Origin of the sequence: Microbacterium sp. OR21, assembly GCF_047306785.1 — a bacterium.
Classification (GTDB): Bacteria; Actinomycetota; Actinomycetes; order Actinomycetales; family Microbacteriaceae; genus Microbacterium; species Microbacterium esteraromaticum_E.
The window spans coordinates 370,155-393,988 of the sequence record NZ_JAZEXJ010000003.1 but is presented as its reverse complement, the minus strand read 5'-3'; the positions used below and the strand labels follow the sequence as shown (position 1 = coordinate 393,988).

General features: G+C 66.9%; 24 protein-coding genes. 12 read left to right on the top strand and 12 right to left on the bottom strand.

The features are described 5' to 3' along the window. Positions 1–6: 6 nt before the first annotated feature. The 6 genes from V2S04_RS10490 (at position 7) to V2S04_RS10465 (ending at position 6,006) form a co-directional block, all read left to right on the top strand. Positions 7–981: an NAD-dependent epimerase/dehydratase family protein gene (locus V2S04_RS10490; RefSeq protein ID WP_413638424.1), complete on the top strand. Its 975-nt coding sequence runs from the start codon at positions 7–9 to the stop codon at positions 979–981. A gap of 108 nt (positions 982–1,089) precedes the next feature. Further along, positions 1,090–2,703, top strand: a complete 1,614-nt coding sequence (locus tag V2S04_RS10485; RefSeq protein WP_413638423.1) for a bifunctional phosphatase PAP2/diacylglycerol kinase family protein — start codon at positions 1,090–1,092, stop codon at positions 2,701–2,703. Between the two features lie 52 nt (positions 2,704–2,755). Then, on the top strand, positions 2,756–4,162 hold the full coding sequence (locus V2S04_RS10480; RefSeq protein ID WP_413638422.1) for a DUF222 domain-containing protein: 1,407 nt from the start codon (positions 2,756–2,758) through the stop codon (positions 4,160–4,162). Positions 4,163–4,433: 271 nt separating this feature from the next. After that, entirely contained in the window at positions 4,434–4,607 is a 174-nt protein-coding gene (locus V2S04_RS10475; protein WP_340086644.1) for a hypothetical protein, read from the top strand. Between the two features lie 241 nt (positions 4,608–4,848). Next, entirely contained in the window at positions 4,849–5,403 is a 555-nt protein-coding gene (locus tag V2S04_RS10470; protein WP_340086645.1) for a hypothetical protein, read from the top strand. A 9-nt stretch (positions 5,404–5,412) separates the two neighbouring features. Beyond that, positions 5,413–6,006 (top strand): hypothetical protein, encoded by a 594-nt coding sequence (locus V2S04_RS10465; RefSeq protein WP_340086646.1) that lies wholly within the window; start codon positions 5,413–5,415, stop codon positions 6,004–6,006. A 169-nt stretch (positions 6,007–6,175) separates the two neighbouring features. Here V2S04_RS10465 and V2S04_RS10460 read toward each other — a convergent pair whose 3' ends face one another. The 4 genes from V2S04_RS10460 to V2S04_RS10445 all read right to left on the bottom strand — a co-directional run bounded on the left by V2S04_RS10460 (position 6,176) and on the right by V2S04_RS10445 (position 9,866). After that, positions 6,176–7,327, bottom strand: coding sequence for a hypothetical protein (locus tag V2S04_RS10460; RefSeq protein WP_413638421.1), 1,152 nt, complete (start codon positions 7,325–7,327; stop codon positions 6,176–6,178). Positions 7,328–7,661: 334 nt separating this feature from the next. Further along, complete coding sequence (locus V2S04_RS10455; protein WP_340086648.1) at positions 7,662–8,003, bottom strand: helix-turn-helix transcriptional regulator; 342 nt, start codon at positions 8,001–8,003, stop codon at positions 7,662–7,664. Position 8,004: 1 nt separating this feature from the next. Beyond that, on the bottom strand, positions 8,005–9,108 hold the full coding sequence (locus tag V2S04_RS10450) for a tyrosine-type recombinase/integrase (protein WP_340086649.1): 1,104 nt from the start codon (positions 9,106–9,108) through the stop codon (positions 8,005–8,007). A gap of 266 nt (positions 9,109–9,374) precedes the next feature. Further along, positions 9,375–9,866, bottom strand: a complete 492-nt coding sequence (locus V2S04_RS10445; protein ID WP_413638420.1) for an NUDIX domain-containing protein — start codon at positions 9,864–9,866, stop codon at positions 9,375–9,377. 48 nt (positions 9,867–9,914) lie between these two features. Here V2S04_RS10445 and V2S04_RS10440 point away from each other — a divergent pair, with 48 nt between their 5' ends. Then, entirely contained in the window at positions 9,915–10,763 is an 849-nt protein-coding gene (locus V2S04_RS10440; RefSeq protein WP_413638419.1) for a class I SAM-dependent methyltransferase, read from the top strand. Here the strand turns inward: V2S04_RS10440 and V2S04_RS10435 are convergent. From V2S04_RS10435 to V2S04_RS10420, 4 genes are read right to left on the bottom strand one after another with little or no spacing between them, the layout of a single operon-like run. Next, positions 10,758–11,552, bottom strand: a complete 795-nt coding sequence (locus V2S04_RS10435; protein WP_099195627.1) for a class I SAM-dependent methyltransferase — start codon at positions 11,550–11,552, stop codon at positions 10,758–10,760. The genes V2S04_RS10440 and V2S04_RS10435 overlap by 6 nt on opposite strands. Continuing rightward, positions 11,549–13,900 carry an ATP-binding cassette domain-containing protein gene (locus V2S04_RS10430; RefSeq protein WP_413638418.1) on the bottom strand — a complete coding sequence of 784 codons (2,352 nt, stop codon included), beginning with the start codon at positions 13,898–13,900 and terminating at the stop codon, positions 11,549–11,551. Before V2S04_RS10430 ends, V2S04_RS10435 begins: the two co-directional genes overlap by 4 nt. Positions 13,901–13,947: 47 nt before the next feature. Further along, positions 13,948–14,364, bottom strand: coding sequence for a VOC family protein (locus V2S04_RS10425; protein WP_413638417.1), 417 nt, complete (start codon positions 14,362–14,364; stop codon positions 13,948–13,950). A gap of 10 nt (positions 14,365–14,374) precedes the next feature. Further along, on the bottom strand, positions 14,375–14,812 hold the full coding sequence (locus V2S04_RS10420) for a helix-turn-helix transcriptional regulator (protein WP_099195624.1): 438 nt from the start codon (positions 14,810–14,812) through the stop codon (positions 14,375–14,377). 60 nt (positions 14,813–14,872) lie between these two features. Between V2S04_RS10420 and V2S04_RS10415 the strand changes: the two genes are divergently transcribed. Next, positions 14,873–15,457 carry an HdeD family acid-resistance protein gene (locus tag V2S04_RS10415; RefSeq protein ID WP_413638416.1) on the top strand — a complete coding sequence of 195 codons (585 nt, stop codon included), beginning with the start codon at positions 14,873–14,875 and terminating at the stop codon, positions 15,455–15,457. A 60-nt stretch (positions 15,458–15,517) separates the two neighbouring features. Here V2S04_RS10415 and V2S04_RS10410 read toward each other — a convergent pair whose 3' ends face one another. Next, positions 15,518–16,282 (bottom strand): SDR family oxidoreductase, encoded by a 765-nt coding sequence (locus V2S04_RS10410; RefSeq protein WP_099195622.1) that lies wholly within the window; start codon positions 16,280–16,282, stop codon positions 15,518–15,520. 114 nt (positions 16,283–16,396) lie between these two features. Here V2S04_RS10410 and V2S04_RS10405 point away from each other — a divergent pair, with 114 nt between their 5' ends. The 4 genes from V2S04_RS10405 (at position 16,397) to V2S04_RS10390 (ending at position 19,072) form a co-directional block, all read left to right on the top strand. Further along, positions 16,397–16,870: an NfeD family protein gene (locus V2S04_RS10405; protein WP_413638415.1), complete on the top strand. Its 474-nt coding sequence runs from the start codon at positions 16,397–16,399 to the stop codon at positions 16,868–16,870. Between the two features lie 7 nt (positions 16,871–16,877). Continuing rightward, positions 16,878–17,804, top strand: a complete 927-nt coding sequence (locus V2S04_RS10400; protein WP_413638769.1) for an SPFH domain-containing protein — start codon at positions 16,878–16,880, stop codon at positions 17,802–17,804. Next, positions 17,801–18,571, top strand: a complete 771-nt coding sequence (locus tag V2S04_RS10395; RefSeq protein WP_413638414.1) for a glycerophosphodiester phosphodiesterase family protein — start codon at positions 17,801–17,803, stop codon at positions 18,569–18,571. The genes V2S04_RS10400 and V2S04_RS10395 overlap by 4 nt, the downstream gene beginning before the upstream one ends. Before the next feature lie 117 nt (positions 18,572–18,688). Continuing rightward, positions 18,689–19,072 carry an RNA polymerase-binding protein RbpA gene (locus V2S04_RS10390; protein ID WP_099195619.1) on the top strand — a complete coding sequence of 128 codons (384 nt, stop codon included), beginning with the start codon at positions 18,689–18,691 and terminating at the stop codon, positions 19,070–19,072. A gap of 1 nt (position 19,073) precedes the next feature. Here the strand turns inward: V2S04_RS10390 and lnt are convergent, their stop codons facing one another. Genes lnt through tatC form a run of 3 tightly spaced genes read right to left on the bottom strand, consistent with a single transcriptional unit; the run spans position 19,074 to position 23,828 of the window. Next, the gene (lnt, locus tag V2S04_RS10385; protein ID WP_413638413.1) at positions 19,074–20,597 is read right to left on the bottom strand and encodes an apolipoprotein N-acyltransferase; all 1,524 of its coding nucleotides are present in this window, start codon (positions 20,595–20,597) and stop codon (positions 19,074–19,076) included. 4 nt (positions 20,598–20,601) lie between these two features. Beyond that, the gene (locus V2S04_RS10380; protein ID WP_413638412.1) at positions 20,602–23,073 is read right to left on the bottom strand and encodes a DEAD/DEAH box helicase; all 2,472 of its coding nucleotides are present in this window, start codon (positions 23,071–23,073) and stop codon (positions 20,602–20,604) included. Further along, positions 23,070–23,828, bottom strand: coding sequence for a twin-arginine translocase subunit TatC (gene tatC, locus V2S04_RS10375; protein WP_340087110.1), 759 nt, complete (start codon positions 23,826–23,828; stop codon positions 23,070–23,072). The genes V2S04_RS10380 and tatC overlap by 4 nt, the downstream gene beginning before the upstream one ends. Positions 23,829–23,834: the final 6 nt, after the last annotated feature.

Below are 23,834 nucleotides of genomic sequence, written 5' to 3'. Positions count from 1 at the left end.
GTCGTCATGAGAATCCTCGTCATCGGAGGCAGCGGCCACATCGGCTCGTTCCTCGTTCCGCGTCTGGTCCGTGCCGGCCATCAGGTCGTCTCGATGAGCAGAGGTGCGGCCACACCGTACACCGACGGGTCCGAATGGCGTGAGGTGACCCAGATCGCCGCCGACAGGGCAGCGGAGGATGCCGCGGGCTCGTTCGGGCAGACGGTTCTCGCGCAGCATCCTGACGTGGTCATCGATCTGATCTGCTTCACCGAGGACTCCGCCGCGGCTCTCGTCACCGCGCTCCGTGGCGAAGTCGGGCACCTGCTGCACTGCGGCTCGGTGTGGCGGTACGGCGCGAGCCGCAAGCTTCCGATCGCAGAGGATTCGGCGTGCACCGACGAGCCGCACGACGAGTACGGCATCCAGAAGGCGCGCATCGCCGACCTGCTCAAGCGGGAGACCGCAGACGGGGGACTGATCACCACCTCCCTCCACCCCGGCCACATCGTCGGTCCCGGCTGGCAGCCGATCGGACCGCTCGGCAATCTGGACGAGACACTGTGGACGGCGCTGTCGTCGGGCCGGACGATCGACGTGCCCGGCAGCGGCACCGAGACGCTGCATCATGTGCACGCCGACGATGTCGCCCAGGCGTTCGAGCGAGCTGTCGAGAACCGGGATGCCGCAGCGGGGGAGGACTTCAACATCGTCGCGCCCACCGCGCTGAACGTGCGGGGATACATCGAGATCGCCTCCGGATGGTTCGGCGGCGTCTCGGCGATGCGCAGCGTGAGCTGGGACCGCTTCCGCGAGCTGACGACCCCCGAGCACGCCGACGTCAGCCGAAGCCATCTCGAGCGCAGCCAGGTGTTCAGCATCGACAAGGCGCGGACGCTTCTCGGCTACGCCCCGCGCTACGAGCCGGAAGCGGCGATCCTCGAATCGGTGCGCTGGCTCATCGAGCATGATCGACTGCCCGTCCTGGCGCCGCTGGCCTGATCCCGACGTGCTGCACCCCACGAGGCTGTCCGCGACGGCGCTGTTCGCCACCGGGCTGTCCGCGACGGCGCTGTTCGCCACCGGGCTGTCGGGGACTACTCTCAGACCATGAAGGGGCCCTCGCATCCGATCATCGCCCTGCGGCGCGTGCGCATCCTGCCGCGCTGGGTGCGACACATCGACGCGCGCGCATCGCACGCCGTCAATCGCCACCGCCATCTGCCTCAGCTCGACCGCAGGCTCGCCCGGCTGTCGCACCGGGCGGACCGCAGCCGTCTGTGGTTCGAGATCGCCGCGGCGCTCTACCTGCTCGGCGGCAAGCCGCGCCGCGGGGCGGTGCGCGGGATCGGATCGCTGATCGTCGGCAGTGCGCTGGCGAATCTCGTCGGCAAGCAGATCTTCGGCGGTGACCGGCCGCTGCTAAAGGACGTCCCGGTGCCGCGACGCCTCACGCGCACGCCGACCTCCGGCTCGTTCCCCTCGGGTCACTCGGCATCGGCGGCGGCCTTCGTCACCGGCGTCGCCCTCGAGTCCGGCCGCTCGGGCGCCCTGCTCGCACCGCTCGGCGCCGCGGTGGCGTACTCGCGTCTGCACACCGGTGCGCACTGGCTCTCGGACGTGATCGGGGGAGCAGCGCTGGGCTCCGCCGTCGCGGTCGTGGGTCGGATGCTGGTGCCGGCTCCTGCACGCCCGGAGCCCGCGCACCTCGGTCCGGCGATTCCCCTCCCGTCGCTGCCGGAGGGGAACGGCGCACTCATCTTCGTGAACGTCGCCTCGGGCATCGACCCGCTGCGCCCGGAGCCCCGCGGGTTCATCTCGCGAGAGCTTCCGCTCGCCCGCATCCACGTTCTCGAAGAGGGCGAGCGCATCGCGGAACTGGTGCGTGATGCCCTGACCGGAGCCAACCCGCCCCGGGTCATCGGCGTCTGGGGCGGAGACGGCACCGTCGCCGCCACCGCCGACGCCGCACGCCGGGCTCGCCTTCCGCTGCTGATCTTCCCGGGCGGAACCTTCAACCACTTCGCACGAACGGCGGGTGCCGAGACGATCGACGATGCGGTGCAGGCGTTGCGAGACGGCGCGGGCCGGCGCGTCGATGTCGCCGAGCTGACGATCGACGACGGGCAGCCGGTGACCGTGATGAATGTCGCCTCGATCGGGGTGTACCCGGGTTTCGTGGCGAAACGCGAAGAGATGGAGTCGGCCCTGGGCAAACCCGTCGCCGCGCTGATCGCAGCGGTGCGGGTGCTGGCGCGGGCGCACACGCTGAACGTGCGCGTCGACGGACGCGCAGCGCGCGTCTGGTCGATCGCAGTCGCCGCAGGGCAGAACTCATCGGCGTCGATGGTGCCGCTGCAGCGACGTCGCCTCGACGACGGCGTTCTGGATGTGCGGGTGCTGCACGCGCGGGGCCGGATGCCGCGACTGCGCGGGCTCGTCGCGCTGGCGTTCGGCGTGCGGGCATCCGGGCTTCTCGATCGGGTGCCCGGGCGCGCCGCGCTCGCGACGATCGAGGCGTTCACCGCCGAGCAGGTCCGGATCGAGGCGCGCTCGTCGACGGGCGCTGCGGTGAACGTGGCGCACGACGGGGAGGTCTCCGTGCTCGAGGAGGGCAGCACGGTGGCGACGGTGCGGATCGTTCCCGGTGGGCTGGACGTCTACGGGGCGCCTGTCACCGCGAGTGGACAGCAGGGATTCGGCGATCGCGGAAAATCTCGCTGACCGGGAGATACTCAGCCGGATCAATGTCGGTGGCCCGGTGTTCAATGGAGGTATGGAAACCACCGCAGCAGTGCTCGACCGGGTCGTCGCCGACCTTGATCTGCTGTTGTCGGATGACGCGCTCGGATGCCTGACCGACTCTGAGCGGCTCGGCGTGCTCGCTCGAGTAGGGGAGGTGCAGCGGCGGGTGGAGGCGGTGATCGTCGAGACGGTGGCCACCGCAGACGCCCCGACGCTGCCGGCGGCCGGCGGATGCCGGAGCATGAACGAACTGCTGCAGCGCGCACTGCGCGCGGATGCTCGTACGGCTGCGCAGATCGCGAAGGCCGGTCGCGCCGTGAGCCGGGATCGCGAGATCACGTCGGGGGAGTGGATGCCTGCTCGCTGGCCTGCCCTGCGACAGGCGATGCTGGGCGGCGATCTGGGTGTCGCCGGTCTGCTTTCGGCGATCGGCCCGATCGAGCAGGCGGGTGACCGCATCGGAGCTCCCGCGCGGTGGCAGGCCGACGCAGTTCTGGCGGACATGGCGAGGGGTGTGTCGGACGGCGTCTCGGATGCCATGCCACCGGCGATCGCCGAGGATCTGAAGCTTCTCGCGCAGGCGATTGCGATGCGGCTGGATCCGGATGGTTCCGAGCCGACGGAGGAACGTGCCCGCCAGCGACGGGGTGTCACCATCGGTCGAGTTCAGGACGGCGTCTATCCGATCCGCGGCAACCTCCTTCCCGAGGTGTACGCCCAGCTGCAGCTCATCTTCGACGCCTTGCTCAATCCGAAGGTCGATGGGCCGGCCGATCTCGGCGTGGCCTTCCGCTTCTCAGACGAGCACGACGGTGAAGACGACGAATTCAACAGCGACCCGCGCAAGGTCATCGACCCGAGAACCACGCCTCAGAGGCAGCACGATGCACTCGCCACCGCATTGGGGATCGCCGCGCGTCACGATGAGATGCCGCACCTCGGGGGAGCGGCGCCGACTCTGGTCGTGCAGGTCACGGCATCCGACCTGACGGCAGGTGCGGGCTGGGCGACCATTCCCGGCGTCGAGGCGCCGGTCAGCGCGTCCGTTGCTGCGCACACCGGCTGCTCCGGCACGATCCAGCGGATCCTCACCGACGAGGGCCGCATCGCCGGGATCGTGGTGAGCGACCGGGTGTTCACCGCCTACCAGCGGCGGGCGATCGTGCTGCGCGATCAGGAGTGCCTGATTCCCGGATGCCATGTGCGTGCGTCGTGGTGTGAGATCCATCACGTCGTCGAGCATGCTCGTGGCGGACCGACCCACACCGACAACGGCGTACCACTGTGCTGGTGGCATCACAGAACGCTCGACACCTCGGGCTGGCAGATTCGCATGCAGAGCGGACTGCCCGAGATCCGCGGTCCGGCGTGGTGGGATCCGCAGCGACGATGGCGCACTCCGAGGCTCAGTGTCGAGCGGGCCCTGCAGCGAGAGTGACGCTGCAGGTTCGCCGCTCGCGGGAGAGGTGCGGAATCAGGCTACTGGGGAAGGACATTATCAAGATGAGTATTGTTGGTCGATTTCCTAGTTCCCCTTGCGGGGATCTCCCGCGCTGAGGGTGTGCTCGATGTTCAAGCTGTGGACCCCACCCGGTCCAGAGGCTGCAGGGGTGCCGACCGTCCTCAGCTACTGCGACCCGTGAGCCGCCACGACCACGCAGGTGGCTTGCATCGGGCTAGTGGGCGTCAGTCTCGGCGCCCGGGGTGCCGTGGACGCCTACGAGGACGCTTCGGCCTGGACCGCGGGCGCACACAGCTGCTGCACACTCGCAGCCATCGCGCACGCCAACGGAATGACTACCCCCGGCAAGACCATCGAGATCATCGATGAACGCCCGCAGTACGTGCCCACCGATCCGTTGCACACCTGGCCGGAAGATTGAGCAGAACATCGGGAGAGTGGCAAACCTGAATGATTGTGGCCTGGTTATCACCGCAGGCGCTTTGTGCTGATTGAGTAGCCGTGCCGAGCTGTTGTCTCTTGGGCTGACGAGACCCGTCCATCCTTCTGGATTCTGAAGCGAAGTCAGTTCCGACGCTCCGGGTCACGGAAGCCTTCCAAAGTCGTAGTACCTGCGCTACGCTGTGGCCACTCAATGGTGAGCTTGCAGGAAGATGTTGGCAATGACCGTCGACCAGATGCGCAGGTTGCGCCAGCGGCTGAAAGTTTTCCTGGCGGTGTGTGGGACCTTCCTGTTGTTCGGGTTGACATCGACTACCGCCGCAAATGCCGCATACTACTCTGCGGGGATGTGGAATAACGTCCTCTGCATGAAGCCCTTGACGGTGAACTCAACGTGGGCGTCGGCGATCAACAATGGACGCAATGCGTGGAATAACAATTCGTACTTCACGGGCAACCTCTATCAGTCGTCGTCGTGTGTCAGTAACACGGCTGTCGGTTCCTACGGAAGTGACTGGTTTGGGTACTACAACCCGATTACGCAAGGGACCAGCTTCAGAATTCGATTGGACTCAACGAATCTGAACGCCCACATCAAACAGAAAGGCTATACGTGGGGGAATGTGGTGAAGAGCACGACCGCGCATGAGTATGGGCACGCTCTTCGACTCGCCCACACCACCAACCAGTTCCAGCTCATGAGCCACAACCGCAATCGCAACACTGTGACGGGCCCGACAAGTGGCGAAGTCGGCGAGTCAAACTCCTACTACTAAGGATTCGGAATGGTGAACTTAAGAGCGTATCGATTCGGTGTCGCACTCGCGGTCGTCACGTTGATGCTTGCAGGATGTACAAGGACCGTGCAGGGTTCCGGTGACTACCCCACATACGACGAGAAATCGCTGGCCGAAACGGCGACCCTCGTCGTGGAGGGGACTGTGCTCTCGACCGAGGATACTGTACTCACGCCCCGGTATGAGGGTGACTCTCCCGAAGAAAACCCGATGTACGGTCTCTCCGACGAGGAGAAGAAGCGCGCGATGGAGCAGGACGACGCCGTGGCCGCCACGGCTGTGACATTGCAGGTCACTGCCGTTCACCGCGGCGACACCAAGATCGGTGCCACCGTCGTAGTCATTCAGACTGGCGGGACGATTGATGGGGTCGTGTACGAGGCACAGGAGGAGCCAAAACTTAAGGTCTCCAACGACTACCTCCTCTTCGCCAAGGACAGCTTCGACGGGACTTTCGTTATTCTCGGCGGTTCCGCCGGCATGTTTGCAGCTACAGGGGACGGTGGTTTCCGAGCCGTCAACGCCGACATGGCCCCCTTCAAGGAGATCTCCTCGAACGAAGTTGACGCGCTTCTGAGATGACCGACCGGGCCCAATGTGTTGCTGCGCCGGACCCGAAATTGACAGTTGGGCTCACTAGAGAGGAGCCCAACTGATTGCAGCCGGTGAATAGAGCCGCTTCCGCTAGGCCGAGCAATATATCGATGAGGATTGTTCTGCGTCCATGGCAGCCGGGAAGGCCGTGCTTGTCCTAGTCGCCGTAGCGGCCGCTCACGTAGCTCCGATATCGAACACCCCGGTGCTGCTCGTGCTGGCCAAGCGCCGTATAGCTGTATCCAAGGGCGTCCGCCACCATGGGCGCTGGCATCGCGGCGACCAGCTCGTCGAGCGTGGTGTTCTTCGCCGCGAGGACGTCAACCCCTAGCGAGTTGAGCTCCACCTTGAGCTGCTCGCGCGTGATGTGCCGCCCTGCGCGCGCTCCTGGAAACAGGTAGGGGTTGCTGCCGACCGAGCCGGTCCGTGTTCGAGCTCTGGAGGCCAGATGTTGGCGGAGGATGCCATCAAACGGCTCTGGGACGTGGACCGGGTCTTCCGAGAACCTGATTCTCATGCCCTCGACGGCGTCATCGTGGACCGCGTCCAGTCGCATCGTGGCGATGCGCGTCAGCGGTTGGCCGAAGACCAGCAATAGCAGGGCGGCGGAACGCGCCGCGGGTGAGAGCGAGTCCTCCGTCAGGTAGTAGCCAATCCACTCCAGTCGCTCGCTGTCGGTAATGCGCCGAGTTTGGGCGCGAGCGTGGCGCGTAGGGACGTGAAGTGGGGGAGCGAGCCTGCTTTCTCTCGCGAACTGCAAGAACCCGCGGACCGTGTATCGACTCGAGTTTCCCGTCGTGAGCCAGATGTCGACGAGGGATTGGGGGCAGACGTCGAGTGTGATCTCCTGCTCCTGGAGCCAATGCAGGAAGTTCGCCGCTGCCGTGATTTGTTGCTTCGCGTTGTGGGCGGCGGAATGAACGTCGCGGTCATTGCTCTGAATCTGTCTGATGCGGTGTAGGTGATACCAAACCGCGTATCGTTCGAGCGCGCCCCTGTGCTCGCCTTCGAACGACTCAACCTTCTTGCGAACCCATGCTTCGAAACGCGTGAACGCCTCGTCGCGAGGAACAAGGACGCCCACCTCAACGAGCAACGCTCTGATGTGGTCGACGGCGCCGCCTTGCGGGAGCGCGTCAAGAACGGCGTGGTCCGGCGGGCCCTGACCTTCCGCGAGAGCGCCGAGCAGAGACCTAACCTTGGCGGAGCGAATCCAGGTGAGGACGCTAGTAGGGCGGTCCGCTCGGAGCAAGTGGTCCCTGAGCTGCAGGAGATCGCTGCGATGACTCTCGGTGGGGTGCCCGAGCACCTGGTTGAGGTCATCGGATAGAGCGCAAAGCTCGCAGAGTCCGGCGCGAAAGATCGCTCGCTCCCGGTAGCATCGTTTACAGCGAAAGTCGCGGTTGATGCCGGCGCAATCTGCGCAGAGCGGCCCACCCTCCGCGTCGATTCCCGGCAGCAATCGTTCGACATGGCAGCCGGCACAGATTCCATGGGTATGGACGGCCCGGTCGTAGCATCGCCCGCAGATGAGGCCCTCAGGTAACCGATACTTGGTTGTGGATGCCGGACCGAGGTCTCCGCAACGCGCGCAGCGGACCTCACCTTCGCCTCGCGGCCGCCCCTTGCGGCGGGGCCGTTCGCTACTCGGACTCATCGCGCAGAATTCGAGCTCGGCGGGGCCGCGCCTGGCTGACGGGGCCCTTGAAGTCCATGACCTGGTTGACGACCTTCTTTGTGTTGGTGGCGTCCTGCGCGGACACAGTGATGAGGTCCGCGGGTGTGCAATGGAAGATGTCGCAGAGCGCCGCGAGGAGGGGCAGCGAGAGGCGTTCTGGCCGTTGTGTGACCAACCGCCAGATCTGCGCAGATGACATTGTGAGGCCGTGGTTATTGAGATGCGGAGCCAAGTCGGTCGAGTTATGCATCCCGTTGCGTGCCATGAGTTCGGCGAGGTTCCAGGCGTAGTCGGCGGTGCGTCGCATGTCAGTCCTTCAATCCGTACTTGAGTGCATCGGCCATCGTACTGTCGAGCGTTCGTCTGAGTGTCTTGACACGGAAGTCGCTGGAGACCCCGGTGTAGAGCGCGGTGGTCGATGCGTACTCGTGTCCAACCTGTTGTTGGACGAAGAGCGAATCGAACCCGCCCTCGATCAGATGGGTGATGTAGGAGTGACGCAACGAGTGAAAGGTGAGGTCCTTGCCGAAGCCGAGCTCATCGCGATAAAGGCGGAAGCGAGTGTTCAGCGCCGACTCGGAGACGAGCGTTCCTCGCTCCGTGGGAAACAGTGATGTGCCGCCGCCGCCGAAGCGGGGGAGTCCGCGCTCGAGCCACTCTTCGAGAATCTCCGAGCCCCACGGGAACACCGCCAAGACGTTTCGCTGCTTGTGGTCGGATCCCTTCATCGCCTTACCAAACCGGACGTTTAGGTGACCGTACTTTCCGAACTCAGGTGCGTGGGCGTTTCGGCTGAAGTCGAAGGTCTCGAGGTGTCGAATCTCGTTTCGTCGAAGGCCAAAGCAGTAGGTGAGTTTGAACAGCGTGCTATCGCGGAACGCCGCGGCCCACCCCTTCCTGTTCAGACGGGAGATGCTGTCGGCTTCATCGTCAGCGCGGTCAAAGAATGCCTGCAGCTCTCTGTGGCGGAACGGACGTCGGCGGCCACCATGCTCGGCCTCCTGGATGTGTCGCACCATATTCCACTGATGAAGCACCGGGACGGGGTGGGTGCCGAACATGTCGTTGCACCTGGTGACCCAGTCATACGCGGGGGAGCAGATGAAGTCGGTGAACATGCTGAGCGCGTCCTGGTACTTGCGGATCGTTGGCCGCTTGTTCCCGTGGATCGCAACCTGGTCCCCGAAGAACTCGTCGATGTGCTCGACGGTCCAGAGCCACGGGTACTGGTTCGTGGTCTCCATGAACCTGCGCACGACCGCTTCACGGCCCTCAATCGTTCCGATGGACAGGCCACGCGCGAGCTGCTGGCGACGAAAGCCCGACAGCATCTCGTTGAAGGTCTGCTCCTCGGGGTGAAGTACGGCAACGCCCGCGCCCCATTTGGCGTGGCTCGTCAACTCGATGACCATGCAGACTTCCTTTCATTGGATGCAACTATCATTCACCAAACGAAAGATCGTTGCAACGGCACGGGAGTTGAGGCATTCGAGCACCGCAACGCATGCTGCGGGCGGAGACTAGTGTCGCGCTGTCAGAGTCGAATGAAGTGGCGGGAATCCAGGGGAGCGCGGCCCCGTCAGCGGAGTTTCGCGGTAGCCTCAGTCGTGGCGCCGGTGGAGCTTGAGTGGAATTTCATCCACTGCAATAATGATTGCTTGTACTGACATAATGTGCATTATCGGTTATTCCGCATGGACACCGCAGTGCCGTCAATCCAGCCCTGAATCCCTGCCGGATACAGCGGCATCGAGCTATCAGCATCATCGATCGGTCGCCAGGCGATCGGAACGACCGATCCGTCCGACTCAGTCAACGTCGCGCCGTGCTCGGCGGGCGTGGGATCGAGCCGACCGCTGTACAGCGCGACGAGTTCGTGGCCCAGTTCGCCGTTGTACCTGAAGATGTTCTCCATCATCCCCAGATGCCGTATCTCGTGGATGCGAGCGCCGAGCTCCTCGTCGAGCTCTCGCACGATCGCATCGTCCAGACGCTCGCCGAGCTCGACGCTGCCGCCGACCAGACGATGGAATCCCTGCGGATTCTCCACCGTCGGCGCGTTCACGCTGACGAGATGCCGTGCGCCATCGGGATGCAGCACGATGAGCATCGCCTTGACGCGGATATGAGAGCGATCGACCGACACCGTCTCAGTCTGCTGGATGCCCACGCACAACACTGATGCGCCGCGCGGCGTGCGCTGGGTATGCTCGCCGATGTGAACGGGAGCAATGTCGACATCGATTGGGAATCCGCGCGGCGAGCCAATCACGAGAACTGGAACGACCGCGTCCCGCTGCACGAGGTCGCCTACGGTCTCGACCGCTACGACGATCCCGCGCACTTGAGCGACGTCGTGCGCGCGGATCTGCCGGTTCTCGAGCGGTTTCTTCCCGAGCAGAGCCTGCGAGGGCTGGACCTCTGCCACCTGCAGTGCCACATCGGCACAGACACCGTCTCACTGGCGCGCGCCGGGGCGAACGTCACCGGAGTCGACTTCTCCGGTCCGGCGCTGACGGTGGCCGACGCCCTGGCTGCGCGTGCGGGCGTACAGGCGCGCTGGGTCGAGACCGATGTGCTGGATGCACGTCGCGCCGTCGACAGAGAGTTCGACGTCGTCTACACCAGCATCGGAACGATCACCTGGCTCGAAGACCTGAACCGCTGGGCCGAGCAGATCCACGGGCTGCTGCGACCCGGTGGCATCTTCTACATCCGCGACGGACATCCTGCTCTGTACGCGCTCGACGAAGAGGCGCCCGATCTGAAGACGCGATACCCGTACTTCGGCGACGGTCGCGCCCAGTTGTGGGACGACCCCTCGACGTACGTCGGCGAAGGCAGGGTCGAGCATTCGCGCACCTATGAGTGGCCGCATCCGCTCTCCGAGATCATCGGCGCTCTGCTCGCCCACGGCCTGCGCCTGGTGCACTTCGATGAGGGCCGCACACTCCCCTGGCAGTTCAGCCCCCGCATGGTCGAGGTCGCGGGCGGCTACGCGTGGGCGGAATCCGAGCGCGACCTCATCCCCTGCACGTATACGATCGTCGCCCAGCGCGACTCATGACCGAACGCGCGCGACCGCGATGAGGTGCGCGCTCATGTCGCGCACACCGGGAACAGAAGCCGCAGCGCGGGCGACCGTAAGCGCTGCCTGCACGAGCTCCTCCCCTGCACCCTCCAGCGACTCCAGCAGTGAACCGGCGGGACCCTCCACGCCCAGCACCGCCTCGACCTCCAGTCCGGATGAGCGCGCCTCCTCGTCAAGCTCTTCGGCAGTGTGGAAGTGGCCGGCGGGGAACCGCATCCCGGCGGCGGGCTCTCCCCTGGCTGCCACCGCGACCCACTCATCGGGATATGGGTCGGGGATGCCGCGGGCCAGAGTCGTCTTCCCGAATGCGATGAATCGCGAGAGCCCCGCCGCGAAAATCAGACCATCGGGGCGCACGACGCGCGCCGCCTCGCGCAGCGCGAGCTGGCGGTCTTCACGAGCGGCGAGGTGGTACAGGGGCCCGAGCACGAGCGCCGCGTCGAACTCGGCATCCTGGAACGGCAGAGCGCGGGCGTCGCCGATCCGGGCGCTCAGGCCGGCGGCCCGAGCCTGATCGACGTGCCGCGGAACGGGATCGATCACCTCCACCTCGAAGCCGGCGGACTGCAATGCCCGCGCGTGCACACCGGCGCCGCCGCCGATGTCCAGCACGCGCCCGGCGGAGACGCGCTCGAGGATGATCTCCTGCGTGCGCGCGAACTCGACAGGGCCCTGCGCAGACCGGGTCGTAAGGCGCGCCCCTTCATCGAACAGCTCGCCGTAGTAGCTCAGGATGCGGGCGTCGATGGATTCCTGCGCCGTCATCCGACGTACTCCGCCAGGTGCTCGCCGGTGAGCGTCGATCGCGAGGCGACAAGATCGCCCGGCGTGCCCTCGAACACCACCCGCCCGCCGTCGTGTCCTGCGCCGGGCCCGATGTCGATGATCCAGTCGGCGTGCGCCATCACCGCCTGATGATGCTCGATGACGATGACGGTCTTGCCCGCGTCGACCAGTCGGTCGAGCAGACCCAGCAGGTTCTCGACGTCTGCGAGGTGCAGGCCGGTGGTCGGCTCGTCGAGCACGTACACGTCGGCCTTCTCCCCCATCTGAATCGCCAGCTTGAGTCGCTGGCGCTCTCCGCCGGACAGAGTGGACAGCGGCTGTCCGAGGGTCAGATATCCCAGCCCGACGTCCTCGAGTCGGCTCAGCACCGAGACCACGGCGGGGATCTTCGTCTCCGGCGCCGAGAAGAACGTGTGCGCCTCGGCGACGGGAAGGTCGAGGACCTCGGTGATGTCGAGTCCGCCCAGCTTGTAGTCGAGCACACCCAGCTGGAACCGCTTGCCCCCGCAGTCCTCGCACGGCGTCTCGATCGTGTCCATGAATCCGAGCTCGGTGACGATCACACCCGATCCCTTGCAGCTCGGGCAGGCGCCCTCGCTGTTCGCGCTGAACAGCGCTGGCTTCACGCCGTTGGTCTTGGCGAACGCCTTGCGGATCGGCTCCAGCATCCCCGTGTAGGTGGCCGGGTTGCTACGGCGCGAGCCCTTGATCGCCGTCTGATCGATCGCGACCACGCCGTCCATCGGCGCTATCGATCCGTGAACGAGCGAGCTCTTCCCCGAGCCGGCGACGCCCGTGACGACCGTGAGCACCCCGGTGGGCACGTCTACGTCGATGTCCTTGAGGTTGTTCGCGTCCGCGCCGCGCACCTCGATGACGCCGCTGCGCTCTCGCACGGCATCCTTCAGCGACGCACGATCGTGCAGATGACGCCCGGTGAGCGTGCCGCTCTGCGACAGCTCGGCGACGGTGCCCTCGAAGCAGACCTCTCCCCCGCCGCTGCCGGCGCCCGGTCCGAGGTCGACGACGCGATCGGCGATCGCGATCGTCTCGGGTTTGTGCTCGACGACGAGCACCGTGTTGCCTTTGTCGCGCAGCCTCAGCAGCAGCGAGTTCATCCGCTGGATGTCGTGCGGATGAAGCCCGATGGTCGGCTCATCGAACACGTAGGTGACGTCGGTGAGCGACGAGCCGAGGTGCCGCAGCAGCTTGATGCGCTGCGCCTCTCCCCCGCTCAGCGTCCCCGACGGCCGCTCGAGGCTCAGATAGCCGAGTCCGAGGGTGACGAACGAGTCGAGATTCGCCCGCAGCGCGTCCAGCAGCGGCCCGGCGCCGCGCACCGAGAGGCCGCGCACCCAGGCGGCGAGATCGGTGATCTGCATGCGACACGCGTCGGCGATGCTCGTGCCGTCGATCTTCGACGATCGCGCACCCTCGGTGAGTCGCGTGCCGTCGCACTCGGGGCAGGTCTTGAAAGTTGCCACCCGCTCGACGAACGCGCGGATGTGCGGCTGCAGTGCGTCGATGTCCTTCGACAGCATCGACTTGGTGATCTTCGGGATCAGCCCCTCGTAGGTCATGTTGATCCCCGAGATCTTGACCTTGGTGACCTCGCCGTAGAGGAACAGCTGCCGCTGCTTGTCGGTGAACGACCCGATCGGCTTGTCGGCGGGATAGAAGCCCGACTCCGAGAATCCCTTCACCATCCATCCGTCGGCGGTGTACCCGGGCACCATGATCGCACCCCCGTCCAGCGACTTCGACTCGTCCACCACCTGGGCGAGGTCGATGTCGGACACCGCTCCCCTGCCCTCGCAGCGGGGGCACATGCCGCCGAGGTACACCGCGTCCTTGACGATCTTCTTCTCGCCCTTCGGCCCGGTCATCACGCCACTGGCTTTCTGCGTGGGGATGTTGAACGAGAACGCCGTCGGTCCGCCGATGTACGGTTCGCCGAACTTCGAGAACAGGATGCGGAGCATCGCGTTGGCATCCGTCACCGTGCCGACCGTCGACCGCGGGTTCGCGCCGAGACGCTCCTGGTCGACGATGATGGCGGTGGTGAGCCCTTCGAGCACGTCGACGTCGGGCCGCGGCACCGAGGGCATGAAGCCCTGCACGAACGCGCTGTAGGTCTCGTCGATCATCCGTCGCGACTCCGCGGCGATCGTGTCGAACACGAGCGAGCTCTTGCCCGAGCCGGAGACGCCGGTGAAGACGGTCAGGCGGCGCTTGGGCAGGCTGACGGAGACATCCTTGAGGTTGTTCTCACGAGCGCCCTCGACGCGGATGACGTCGTGGCTGTCGGCGGGGTGATCCTGTGACACTGCGGTTCCTTCGGACGGGGTGGACGGGATGCTCGAGCTGGGCGTCGTCAGACGAGGGCCTGATTGATACGCACGAAGTTACCGGCCGGGTCGCGGAACGCGCAGTCCCGCACGCCGTAGGGCTGGTCGATCGGCTCCTGCACGACGTCGACGCCCCTCGCCTCGATCTCGGCGAACGCCGCGTCGACGTCGTCGGCGGTGAGCACGACGCCGGCGTAGCTGCCCTTCGCCATCAGCTCCAGGATGGTTCGGCGCTCGTCGTCGCTGATGCCCGGATCCACGGCGGGCGGGGTGAGCACGATCGACGTGTCGGGCTGGCCGGCCGGCCCGACCGTGATCCACCGCATGTCCTCGTATCCGACGTCCTTGCGGACCTCGAATCCGAGCACGTCGCGATAGAAGGCGAGGGATGCCTCGGGATCGGTGTGCGGGAGGAAGCTGACGCTGATGGTGAGGTTGTTCATGGCCTCGACGCTACTCACGCCCGTGCGACGTCGCTTCTCGATTCCTGATCGGTCTGGTCGCCTGCTTCTCCACCCACGACGGGATGCCGGGCCCGAGCCCGGGGTCGCGACGGTAGGTGCTCGGCGACACACCGACGAGTTCGCTGAAGCGCGTGCTGAACGTGCCGAGCGACGAGAACCCCACCTGGAAGCAGGCATCGGTCACGCTCACGTCGCCACGGCGAAGCAGAGCCATGGCCCGCTCGATGCGTCGGGTCATCAGATAGGAGTATGGCGATTCGCCGAACACCTGCCGGAATCTTCGGCTGAGATGCCCCGCCGACATGTGCTCGCCGCGCGCCAGGGTCTCGACGTCGAGCGGGCGCGCGTACTCGCGATCGATCCGGTCGCGCACTCGGCGCAGCCTGACCAGCTCCGACAGCCGACGCCTCTCGTCATCCTGTGCCACAAAACGATCCTGGCATCCGCTAGCGTGTGGCGCGTAGCGCCCGCTCACGAAAGGATCACCATGGCCCCACCACTCACCGCAGAGCCGGGTTTCCTGCGCTCCGTGCGGATCTTCCTCGGCATAGCCGGCGCGATCACGCTCGTCGCCGGTCTCGTGCTGCTCATCTGGCCGCAGAAGTCGGCGGTCATCGTCACAGGCATCTTCGCCAGCTATCTGATCGTGAGCGGCCTCGTCTACCTCGGACTGGGGATCTTCTCCGGCAAGGGCGGCGGGTGGGTGCGCGCCGGTCACATCGCGCTCGGTCTGCTCTTCATCGCCACCGGCATCATCGCCTTCGCGAACCTCGGCGCCGCGACCGTGACGCTGGCGATCGTGGTCGCGATCTTCATCGGCGTCAGCTGGATCGCCGACGGCGTGGTGGCCCTGAGTCTGATGGGACACGACGCGTCGAAGGTGTGGACGCTTCTCTATGCGCTGCTCGGCATCGTCGCGGGCATCGCCGTGCTGCTCTCGCCGCTGTACGCGGCAGCGGTCCTCTGGATCATCCTCGGCATCTCGCTCGTCGCCCTGGGAGTGGTGCAGCTGGTGCGCGCCTTCACTCTCAAGGACACCGAAGCCACCCTGATCCCGGATCCCGCGGTCTGAGGCAGGAATGACAGAAGGAGGCGATCCCCTGCGGGCCGCCTCCTTCTGTTCACCGCTGCGTCACTCGGCGGCGAAGTCCGAGGTGTCGCCGATCAGACGGGTGTTGTCGGCCGGCACGGGCTCGACGGCGGCCTTGGCGACCTCGGCGGCGAACTCCGATACGTTGTAGAGCTTCCCGGCCGACTCGCGGCGGCCGGCGATGGCACCGGGGTTGGCGCGCTCGAGCAGCGTCGCCGTGATGGTGCCCTCGATCATGTCGCCCGAGACCACGGTGAAGCCGATGCCCTTCTCAGCGAGGCCGGGGATCAGCTCGCGCAGCGCATCCTCGCCGGCGCGCTTGGAGCGGGCGACCGGCTCGTACTCGGGCATGGTGGGGGTGGTGCGGATGAAGTGGGCCTGGTGGCTGGTCACGAAGACCACCCGGGCTCCGTCGCCGAGCAGCGGCTCCGCGGTCTGCAGCACGTTGACCTGGGCGTCGCGGTTGAGCTTGAGGGCGTAGTCCTCGGCCATTCCGGACTCCATGCCTCCAGAGGCATTGAGCACGAGCACGTCCAGACGCCCGAACTCCTCCCTAACCCGGTCGAACATCGACGACACCGATGCGGGGTCCGTCAGGTCAGCGCCGACGACGAGCGCACGGCGGCCCAGGGCGCGCAGCTCGGTCGCGAGCTTCTCGGCGCGCGGAGCCTTGTTGCGGAAGTTGATCACGACGTCCGCACCCGCCTCGGCGAAGTAGCGGACGGTGTCGGCTCCGATGCCTCGCGACGAGCCGGTGACGAGAGCCACCTTGCCGTCGAGGGATCCGGCGGGAAGGACCTGGGTCATCTCTGCTCCTCGGGATGCGCGAAAATCGCTGGATTGGCGACAACCCACACTACAACGCCGGCCCAGGCCGACCGCGGGCTGAGCCGCGTGGTAGGTTGACGACCAGGAGGGCGCATGGACGGTTTCACGGCATTCATGGCCGACATCAGCCAGTGGGCATGGATCGCCTGGCTGGTGCTGATCGCCGTCTTCCTCGTGATCGAGATGCTCACTCTCGACTTCACCTTCCTCATGCTCTCGTTCGGAGGTCTCGTCGGCCTGATCGGCGGGCTGCTCGGACTGCCTTGGTGGGCGCAGCTCATCGTGGCCGCCGTCGCGGCGGCGCTGTTCATCTTCTTCCTCCGCCCTCCCCTGCTCCATCGCCTGCGACGTGGCGAGGACCCGGTGAAGTCGAACGTCGATGCCCTGATGGGCCTCCAGGGCACCGCGCTGCTCGACATCACGCAGATCACCGGTCAGGTCAAGCTCAGCAACGGCGACATCTGGACCGCCCGCAGCGCGGACGGCACGCCCATCCTCGCCGGCACCCGCATCGCCGTCGCCGACATCAGCGGCGCCACCGCCGTCGTCCGCCCCGTCACCGAATAGGAGCATGATGAACGACTCCTCGTTCATTCCGACCGCCATCGCGTGGGTTCTGACCATCGCGGTCATAATCTTCGTGCTGGTCACGATCGCCCGCTCGATCCGGATCATCCCCCAGGCGACCGCCGGGGTCGTCGAGCGACTGGGCAGGTACCACAAGACGCTCCAGCCCGGTCTTAACCTGCTGGTTCCGTTCATCGACCGGCTCCGGCCGCTGATCGACATGCGCGAGCAGGTCGTCTCGTTCCCGCCGCAGCCGGTGATCACCGAGGACAACCTCGTGGTGTCGATCGACACGGTCGTGTACTTCCAGGTGACGGATGCCCGTGCCGCCACCTACGAGATCGCCAACTACCTCGGCGCCGTCGAGCAGCTCACCACGACGACGCTGCGCAACGTCGTCGGCGGATTGAACCTCGAAGAGGCGCTCACCAGTCGCGATGAGATCAACGGCCAGCTGCGCGTGGTGCTCGACGAGGCGACCGGCAAGTGGGGCATCCGCGTCTCGCGGGTCGAGCTGAAGGCGATCGACCCGCCCGTCTCCATCCAGGACTCGATGGAGAAGCAGATGCGCGCAGAGCGCGACCGCCGCGCGGCCATCCTCACGGCTGAGGGATCGAAGCAGTCGCAGATCCTCGAGGCGGAGGGCCAGCGTCAGGCGGCGATCCTCAAGGCGGAGGGCGACAAGCAGGCTGCGGTGCTGCGTGCGCAGGGTGAGGCGGAGGCCATCCAGAACGTCTTCGGAGCCATCCACCAGGGCCGCCCCGACGACAAGCTGCTCGCCTATCAGTACCTGCAGATGCTGCCCAAGATCAGCGAGAGCGAGTCGAGCAAGCTCTGGATCATCCCGAGCGAGCTCACCGAGGCGCTGAAGGGCATCGGTTCGGCGTTCACCCCACGCGGCGACGTCGCGGGAGACTCGCAGCGCGACGCGTGACGCATCCGTTCTTCGCCGGATCCCGGCATCCTCGAGTTCTCGCGCACCGGGGGCTGACTTCCGCGGGCGGCGAGGACTCGTCAGTGTGGGAGAACACGGCGGCCGCCTTCGCGGCCGCCCACGCGACCGGCGCGGAGTACATCGAGACCGACTGCCAGGTGACCGCAGACGGAGACGTCGTGCTCTTCCACGACGACACTCTGGAGCGGCTCACCGGCGACACGCGAGCTGTGGCCTCGGTGCGCACCAGAGAGCTCGAGAGCCTGCTCGCCGAGCACGGTGGACTGCTCACCGTCGCAGGCGCGCTCGTCGCCTTCCCCGACACCCGGTTCAACCTGGATGTGAAGACCCCTGCCGCGGTCGAGCGGCTCGGCCCCGTGCTCGCCGCGCACGCCCACCGCGTGCTGGTCACCAGCTTCTCCGACGCCACCCGCCTGGCGGCGCTCCGATCGACGATGCAGGCCGGCGCCGCGCTCCGGCCGGCGACCTCGGGCGGCCGCTCCGTGATCGCGCGGCTGCGGGCGCTGTCGGCCGCGCGCCTCTCCCCCGCCCGCACGCTGCGGGACGTCGACGCGGTGCAGATCCCGGAGTCCCACCGCGGCATCCGGCTGTTCACCCCGTCGCTGCTTCGCGCCGCCCAGCGGCACGGCATCGAGGTGCACGTGTGGACGATCAACGATCCCGATGACATGAGCCGCCTCGTCGCGGCCGGCGCGGATGGCATCGTGACCGATCGCGCCGACATCGCCCTGCAGCTGCTCGACTGATCCTGCCGGGCCGCTCGAGCCCTGGGATTCGCCTGTGAGTTCGCGCCGCATGTCGCCGGTGTGGATGAAGCGCACAGGCGCGAGCGTTATACCTGACAGCGACGAGAGGACCACACAATGGCAGATCGCAGCCTTCGCGGCATCCGGCTGGGTGCCCAGAGCCTTCAGAGCGAGGAGGGCGTCGTCTTCATGGAGCGACGCGCCACCGCGTACAAGTGCGACACGTGCGGCCAGGAGACCACCCTGATGTTCGCCGCCGACGCCGAGGCACCCCAGACCTGGGAGTGCCGCCACTGCGGCGCCGAGGCGGTGCTGCAGGTAGACGGCGCGCCCGTCAAGATCGAGGAGAACGACGAGAAGGCGGCACGCACCCACTGGGACATGCTGCTCGAGCGCCGCACGCGCGACGAGCTGGAAGAGCTCCTCGCGGAGCGGCTCGCCTACGTCCGCGCCCGCCGCGGCGCCGGGGACGACCCGACCCGGGCACGTATCGGGGCCTGATTCACCGCCGCCGGCGTGAGAGCACTCCGGCGGCCACGAGAAGGGCCGCGGCGACCAGCATCCCGAGCTGGATCCACGGCCCGAGCACCACACCCGCCGTGAGGCCGGAACGCAGTTCGACATCCTCGAGCAGCGCTCCGGCCTCATCCGCGTCCAGGCCGGCCACCGTCGATCCGTCGGGTCGGATGATCTGGCTCGTGCCGACGGTCGAGACGTTCACCACACTGCGTCCGGTCTCGATCGCACGCATCCGCGCGAAGGCCAGCTGCTGCAGGTTCTCGTCGGTGCCGCGGAAATCGGCGTTGTTGGTCTGGAAGACCAGCACCTCGGCGCCGTGCATCACGCCCTCGCGGATAACCTCGTCGTAGATGACGTCGAAGCAGATGGCCAGTCCGACCCCGACGCCGTCGACCCGCACGAGCGGCGGGTTGGAGCCTGGGGTGTACTCGCGCCCGATCAGCCCGATCAGCTCGGGAGCGAGCGCGTAGTAGAAGTCGCGGTCGGGCACGTACTCGCCGAACGGCACCGGATGCCGCTTGTCATGCAGCTGACCGGCCTCACCGTCCTGAGTCCACAGGAACGACGTGTTGAAGATGTCGTCGCCGCGTTCGGTCGCCGTGTTGGCGAGCAGCGGCGCGTCGAACCTGCTCACCAGGCGAGTGAGCCGGCGCGCTGTCGCCTCGTCCTGGAACGGGTCGTAGTCGACGCCGCCCTCGGGCCAGACGAGCAGATCGACAGGGGCGTCGCCGATCGTCCTGGTCGCTGCCGTCTGGGCGGTGATGACGCCGTACGGCTCCCGTTCGTCGAAGTATCCTGTGCTCCCGTTGCCCTGCACGGCGGCGATGCGCATCTCGCCCGACGGCGCGGTCGGGAACAGCGGCGTGACCGCCAGCACGACGAGCGTCATCACCGGAGCGATCAGCAGGGCGGGTCGGCGCCGGCCCCGCATCCGGGCCAGCTCGATCGTCAACGCCACCAGCGCGACCATGAGGAAGGTCAGTCCGCTCACCCCGATCCACGACGCGACCGGCGCGAACGGCCCTTCCGCCTGCGACATGCCCAGCCGCGCCCAGGGGAAGCCGCCGTACGGCCAGTTGCCGAGGAACAGCTCGTGCAGCGTCCACAGCCCTGCCACGACGAAAGGGAGAGCGACGGCGCGGCTGCGTGGCCACACGCGAGGGAGCCAGCGGTAGGCGAGCGTGATCGGGATCAGCGCCACCGCGGTCAGCACGCCCTCCACGACCGTCAATGCGATCCAGGGCACAGGCCCCAGATAGCGAGCGGTGAACGACACCTGCAGCCCGAAGAAGAGCAATCCGTAGGCGAGTCCGACCAGCAGCGCGCCGCCGACGCGTCGACCGCGCAGCGCGGACAGCAGCAGCGGCAGTGCCACGAAGATGAGCGGCCAGATCGCCGTCGAGGGGAAGGCGAGCGCCATCAGCACACCGGCGCCGGCCGCGGCGGGCGCAGCCAGCCACAGGGGCAGCGGCGCGCGCGCCGCAGGCGGCGAGAAGGTGTCGCTCATCCGATCACACCGCTGTGTAGACCACGATGCCGCGGCGCACCCCGTCGAGCGCGCGTCGCGCGGTGCGAGCCAGCTCGCCGTCCTCTGCGACGATCGAGAGCTGGTCGAGAAGGTCGATGGTCTGCTTCGCCCACCTCACGAAGTCGCCGGCCGCCATGTCGGCGTCGATCAGCACCCGATCCAGCGATCCGCCGCGTGCCCACGAGTGCATGGCCGCGGCCAAGCCCGCAGCGAGCGGCTCGGTGCGAGGCAGCGAGTAGTCGTGCTCGAGTTCGTCGAGCTCGGCCCAGAGCCGGGTCGTCGCGTCGTACGCGATCCGGAAGGCGCCTCGGGGCAACCCTCGCTCCCCCATGTTCTGCTCGTCCCGACGAGGTTCGTACACGAGGCAGCTCGCCATCGCCGCGAGCGACGGCGCGTCTAGATTGCGCCACAGCCCCTGTCGCAGGGACTCGGCGACGAGCAGGTCGCGTTCGCCGTAGATGCGGCGCATCGTGCGACCGGCATCGGTCAGTGAGAGCTGATCCTCCTCGCCGTCGAGGTAGCCGACGACCTGCAGCACGTCGATGACCCGGTCGAAGATGCGCGCGACGGTGCCGGTGCGGGTCTCGATCTGCCGGCGAATGCGGTCGGTCTCGCGCTTGAGCGAGAAGTACCGTTCCGCCCAGCGCGCGTGCGCCTCACGGTCGGGACAGCTGTGACAGGCATGGCGACGCATCCGGGTGCGCAGACCCTGGATCTTCTTGCTGCGCTTGTCGTGCGCGGCACGCCCTCCGGCATCCCGTCGATCCTTCTTCTCGAGATCGCTGAGCTCGCGCCGCATCGCAGCGTACTCCAGGAAGTCGCCGTGCTCGCAGGTCATCGCCTCGCGGTATCCGGCGAGGGATTCCTCGGCCTCGCGCACCTTCCGGGCGAGGCCCACCACCGACCGGTCGGCCTGGAACTGCGCGAACGACGACTCGAGGATCTCGCGCGCACGGGCGCGCCCGAAGCGGTCGATGAGGTTCACCGCCATGTTGTAGGTCGGGCGGAAACTGGAGTTGAGCGGGTAGGTGCGGCGGGATGCCAGTGCGGCGACCGCCTGCGGATCCATCCCCTCTGTCCACTGCACGACGGCGTGGCCCTCGATGTCGATCCCCCGGCGACCGGCGCGACCGGTGAGCTGGGTGTACTCCCCCGACGTGATCGCCACCCGGGCTTCGCCGTTGAACTTCTCCATCTTCTCCAGCACCACGGTGCGCGCCGGCATGTTGATCCCGAGCGCGAGCGTCTCGGTGGCGAAGACCGCCTTCACTAGCTTGCGCTGGAACAGCTCCTCGACGACCTCCTTGAATGCGGGGAGCATTCCGGCGTGATGGGCGGCGACGCCGCGCTCGAGGTCGTCGCGCCACTGCCAGAATCCGAGCACGTCGAGATCCTCGTCCTGCAGCGACCGGGTTCGGTCGTTCACGATCTCGCGGATCAGCGACCGCTCCTCCTGCGAGGTGAGGCGCACACCCGAACGGCGCACCTGCTGCACCGCCGCGTCGCAGCCGACACGGCTGAAGATGAAGAAGATCGCCGGCAGCAGATTCGCCCGCTCGAGCAGACGCACCACCTCGGGGCGGTCCATCCGCTCGATGCGGCCCGCGTTCGACGCGCGCACCGGGCGCCTGCCGCCGCGCGGGGGCCGGTGCGCCTCACGCCCGGCGTGCCGGCTGCTGCGGTACTCCTGCGCGCGGCGATTGCTCTCGTGCCGGGAGCCGGTGAACGAGCGGATGCGCAGCAGCTCCTGATTCACCTGCGCGGTCGCGATGCCGGCCCGCTCGTCGAACAGGGGAAGGAGGTCGTCGCGGACGAGCACGTGCTGCTCGAGAGGCACGGGGCGGATCTCCGAGACGATGACGTCGGTGTCGCCGCGCACGGTGTCGAGCCAGTCGCCGAACTCCTCGGCGTTCGACACCGTCGCGCTGAGCGAGGCCAGCCGCACCTGCTGCGGCAGGTGCAGGATCACCTCCTCCCACACCGGGCCGCGGAAGCGGTCGGCGAGGTAGTGCACCTCGTCCATCACGACGTAGCGGAGTCCGCGCAGGGCGTCGGAGTCGGCGTACAGCATGTTGCGCAGCACCTCGGTGGTCATCACCACGATGCGCGCGTTGCCGTTGATGTTCGTGTCGCCGGTCAGCAGACCGACCTGATCGGGTCCGTACACGTCGACGAGCTCGCGGAACTTCTGGTTCGACAGGGCCTTCATCGGCGTCGTGTAGAACGCCTTGTCGCCTCCCGTCTGCATCGCCAGGTGGATCGCGAACTCGCCGACGATGGTCTTTCCGGCCCCGGTGGGAGCGGCGACGAGCACGCTGCGACCGCGCTCGAGGGCGTAGCAGGCGTCGATCTGGAACGGGTCGAGGGCGAAGCGCTGCCGCTCGGCGAACGCCTGCGTCTGAGGATGCTCTGCCGCTGCCCGCGCAGCGGCGTAGCGCTCAGAGGGTGAGCTCATGCCGGCAGATCCGGGTCGAGACCGGCCGCGACCCGCTGCTTGCGACGTCGCTTGTCGAGCAGCAGTGTGAGACCGGCCGCGGCGAAATACAGCACCACGAGCATGCCCGCCAGCATCAGCATGCTGACCACGTCGGCGGCGGGCGTCGCCAGCGCGGCGAACGTCGTCGCGATCAGCACCGCCACGCGCCAGCCCTTCAGGATCGCCCGACCGGAGAGGATGCCCGCGAAGTTCAGGGCCACGAGGAAGACCGGCAGCACGAAGGCGACGCCGATCACCAGCATCATCTTGAAGACGAAGTCGTAGTACTCCTTCGCCGTGTAGAGGTTCTGCGCGCCGTCCGGGGTGAACGTCGCCATCAGCTCGATGATGTGCGGAACGATCAGCGTTCCCACATAGCACCCGGCGAAGAACAGCGGCAGCGCGGCCCCCAGGAAGCCCAGGGTGTACTTGATCTCCTTGCGGGTCAGGCCCGGCATGATGAACGCCCAGATCTGCCACATCCAGATCGGCGCCGACAGGAACAGGCCGAGCGAGAACGCCATGCGCATCCGCAGGTCGAACGGAGCGGTCACCGAGCTGAAGGTGAGCGCCACCAGCTGATCGCTCTCCTCCGCGACCCGGTTGATCGGCTCGGAGATGAAGGCGATGATCGGATCGGTCACGATGAACGCGACGATCATGCCGACCAGCAGACCGGCAGCAGAGAGCATCAGACGCTTGCGGAACTCGAGAAGGTGAGCTCCCAGCGACATCCGCCG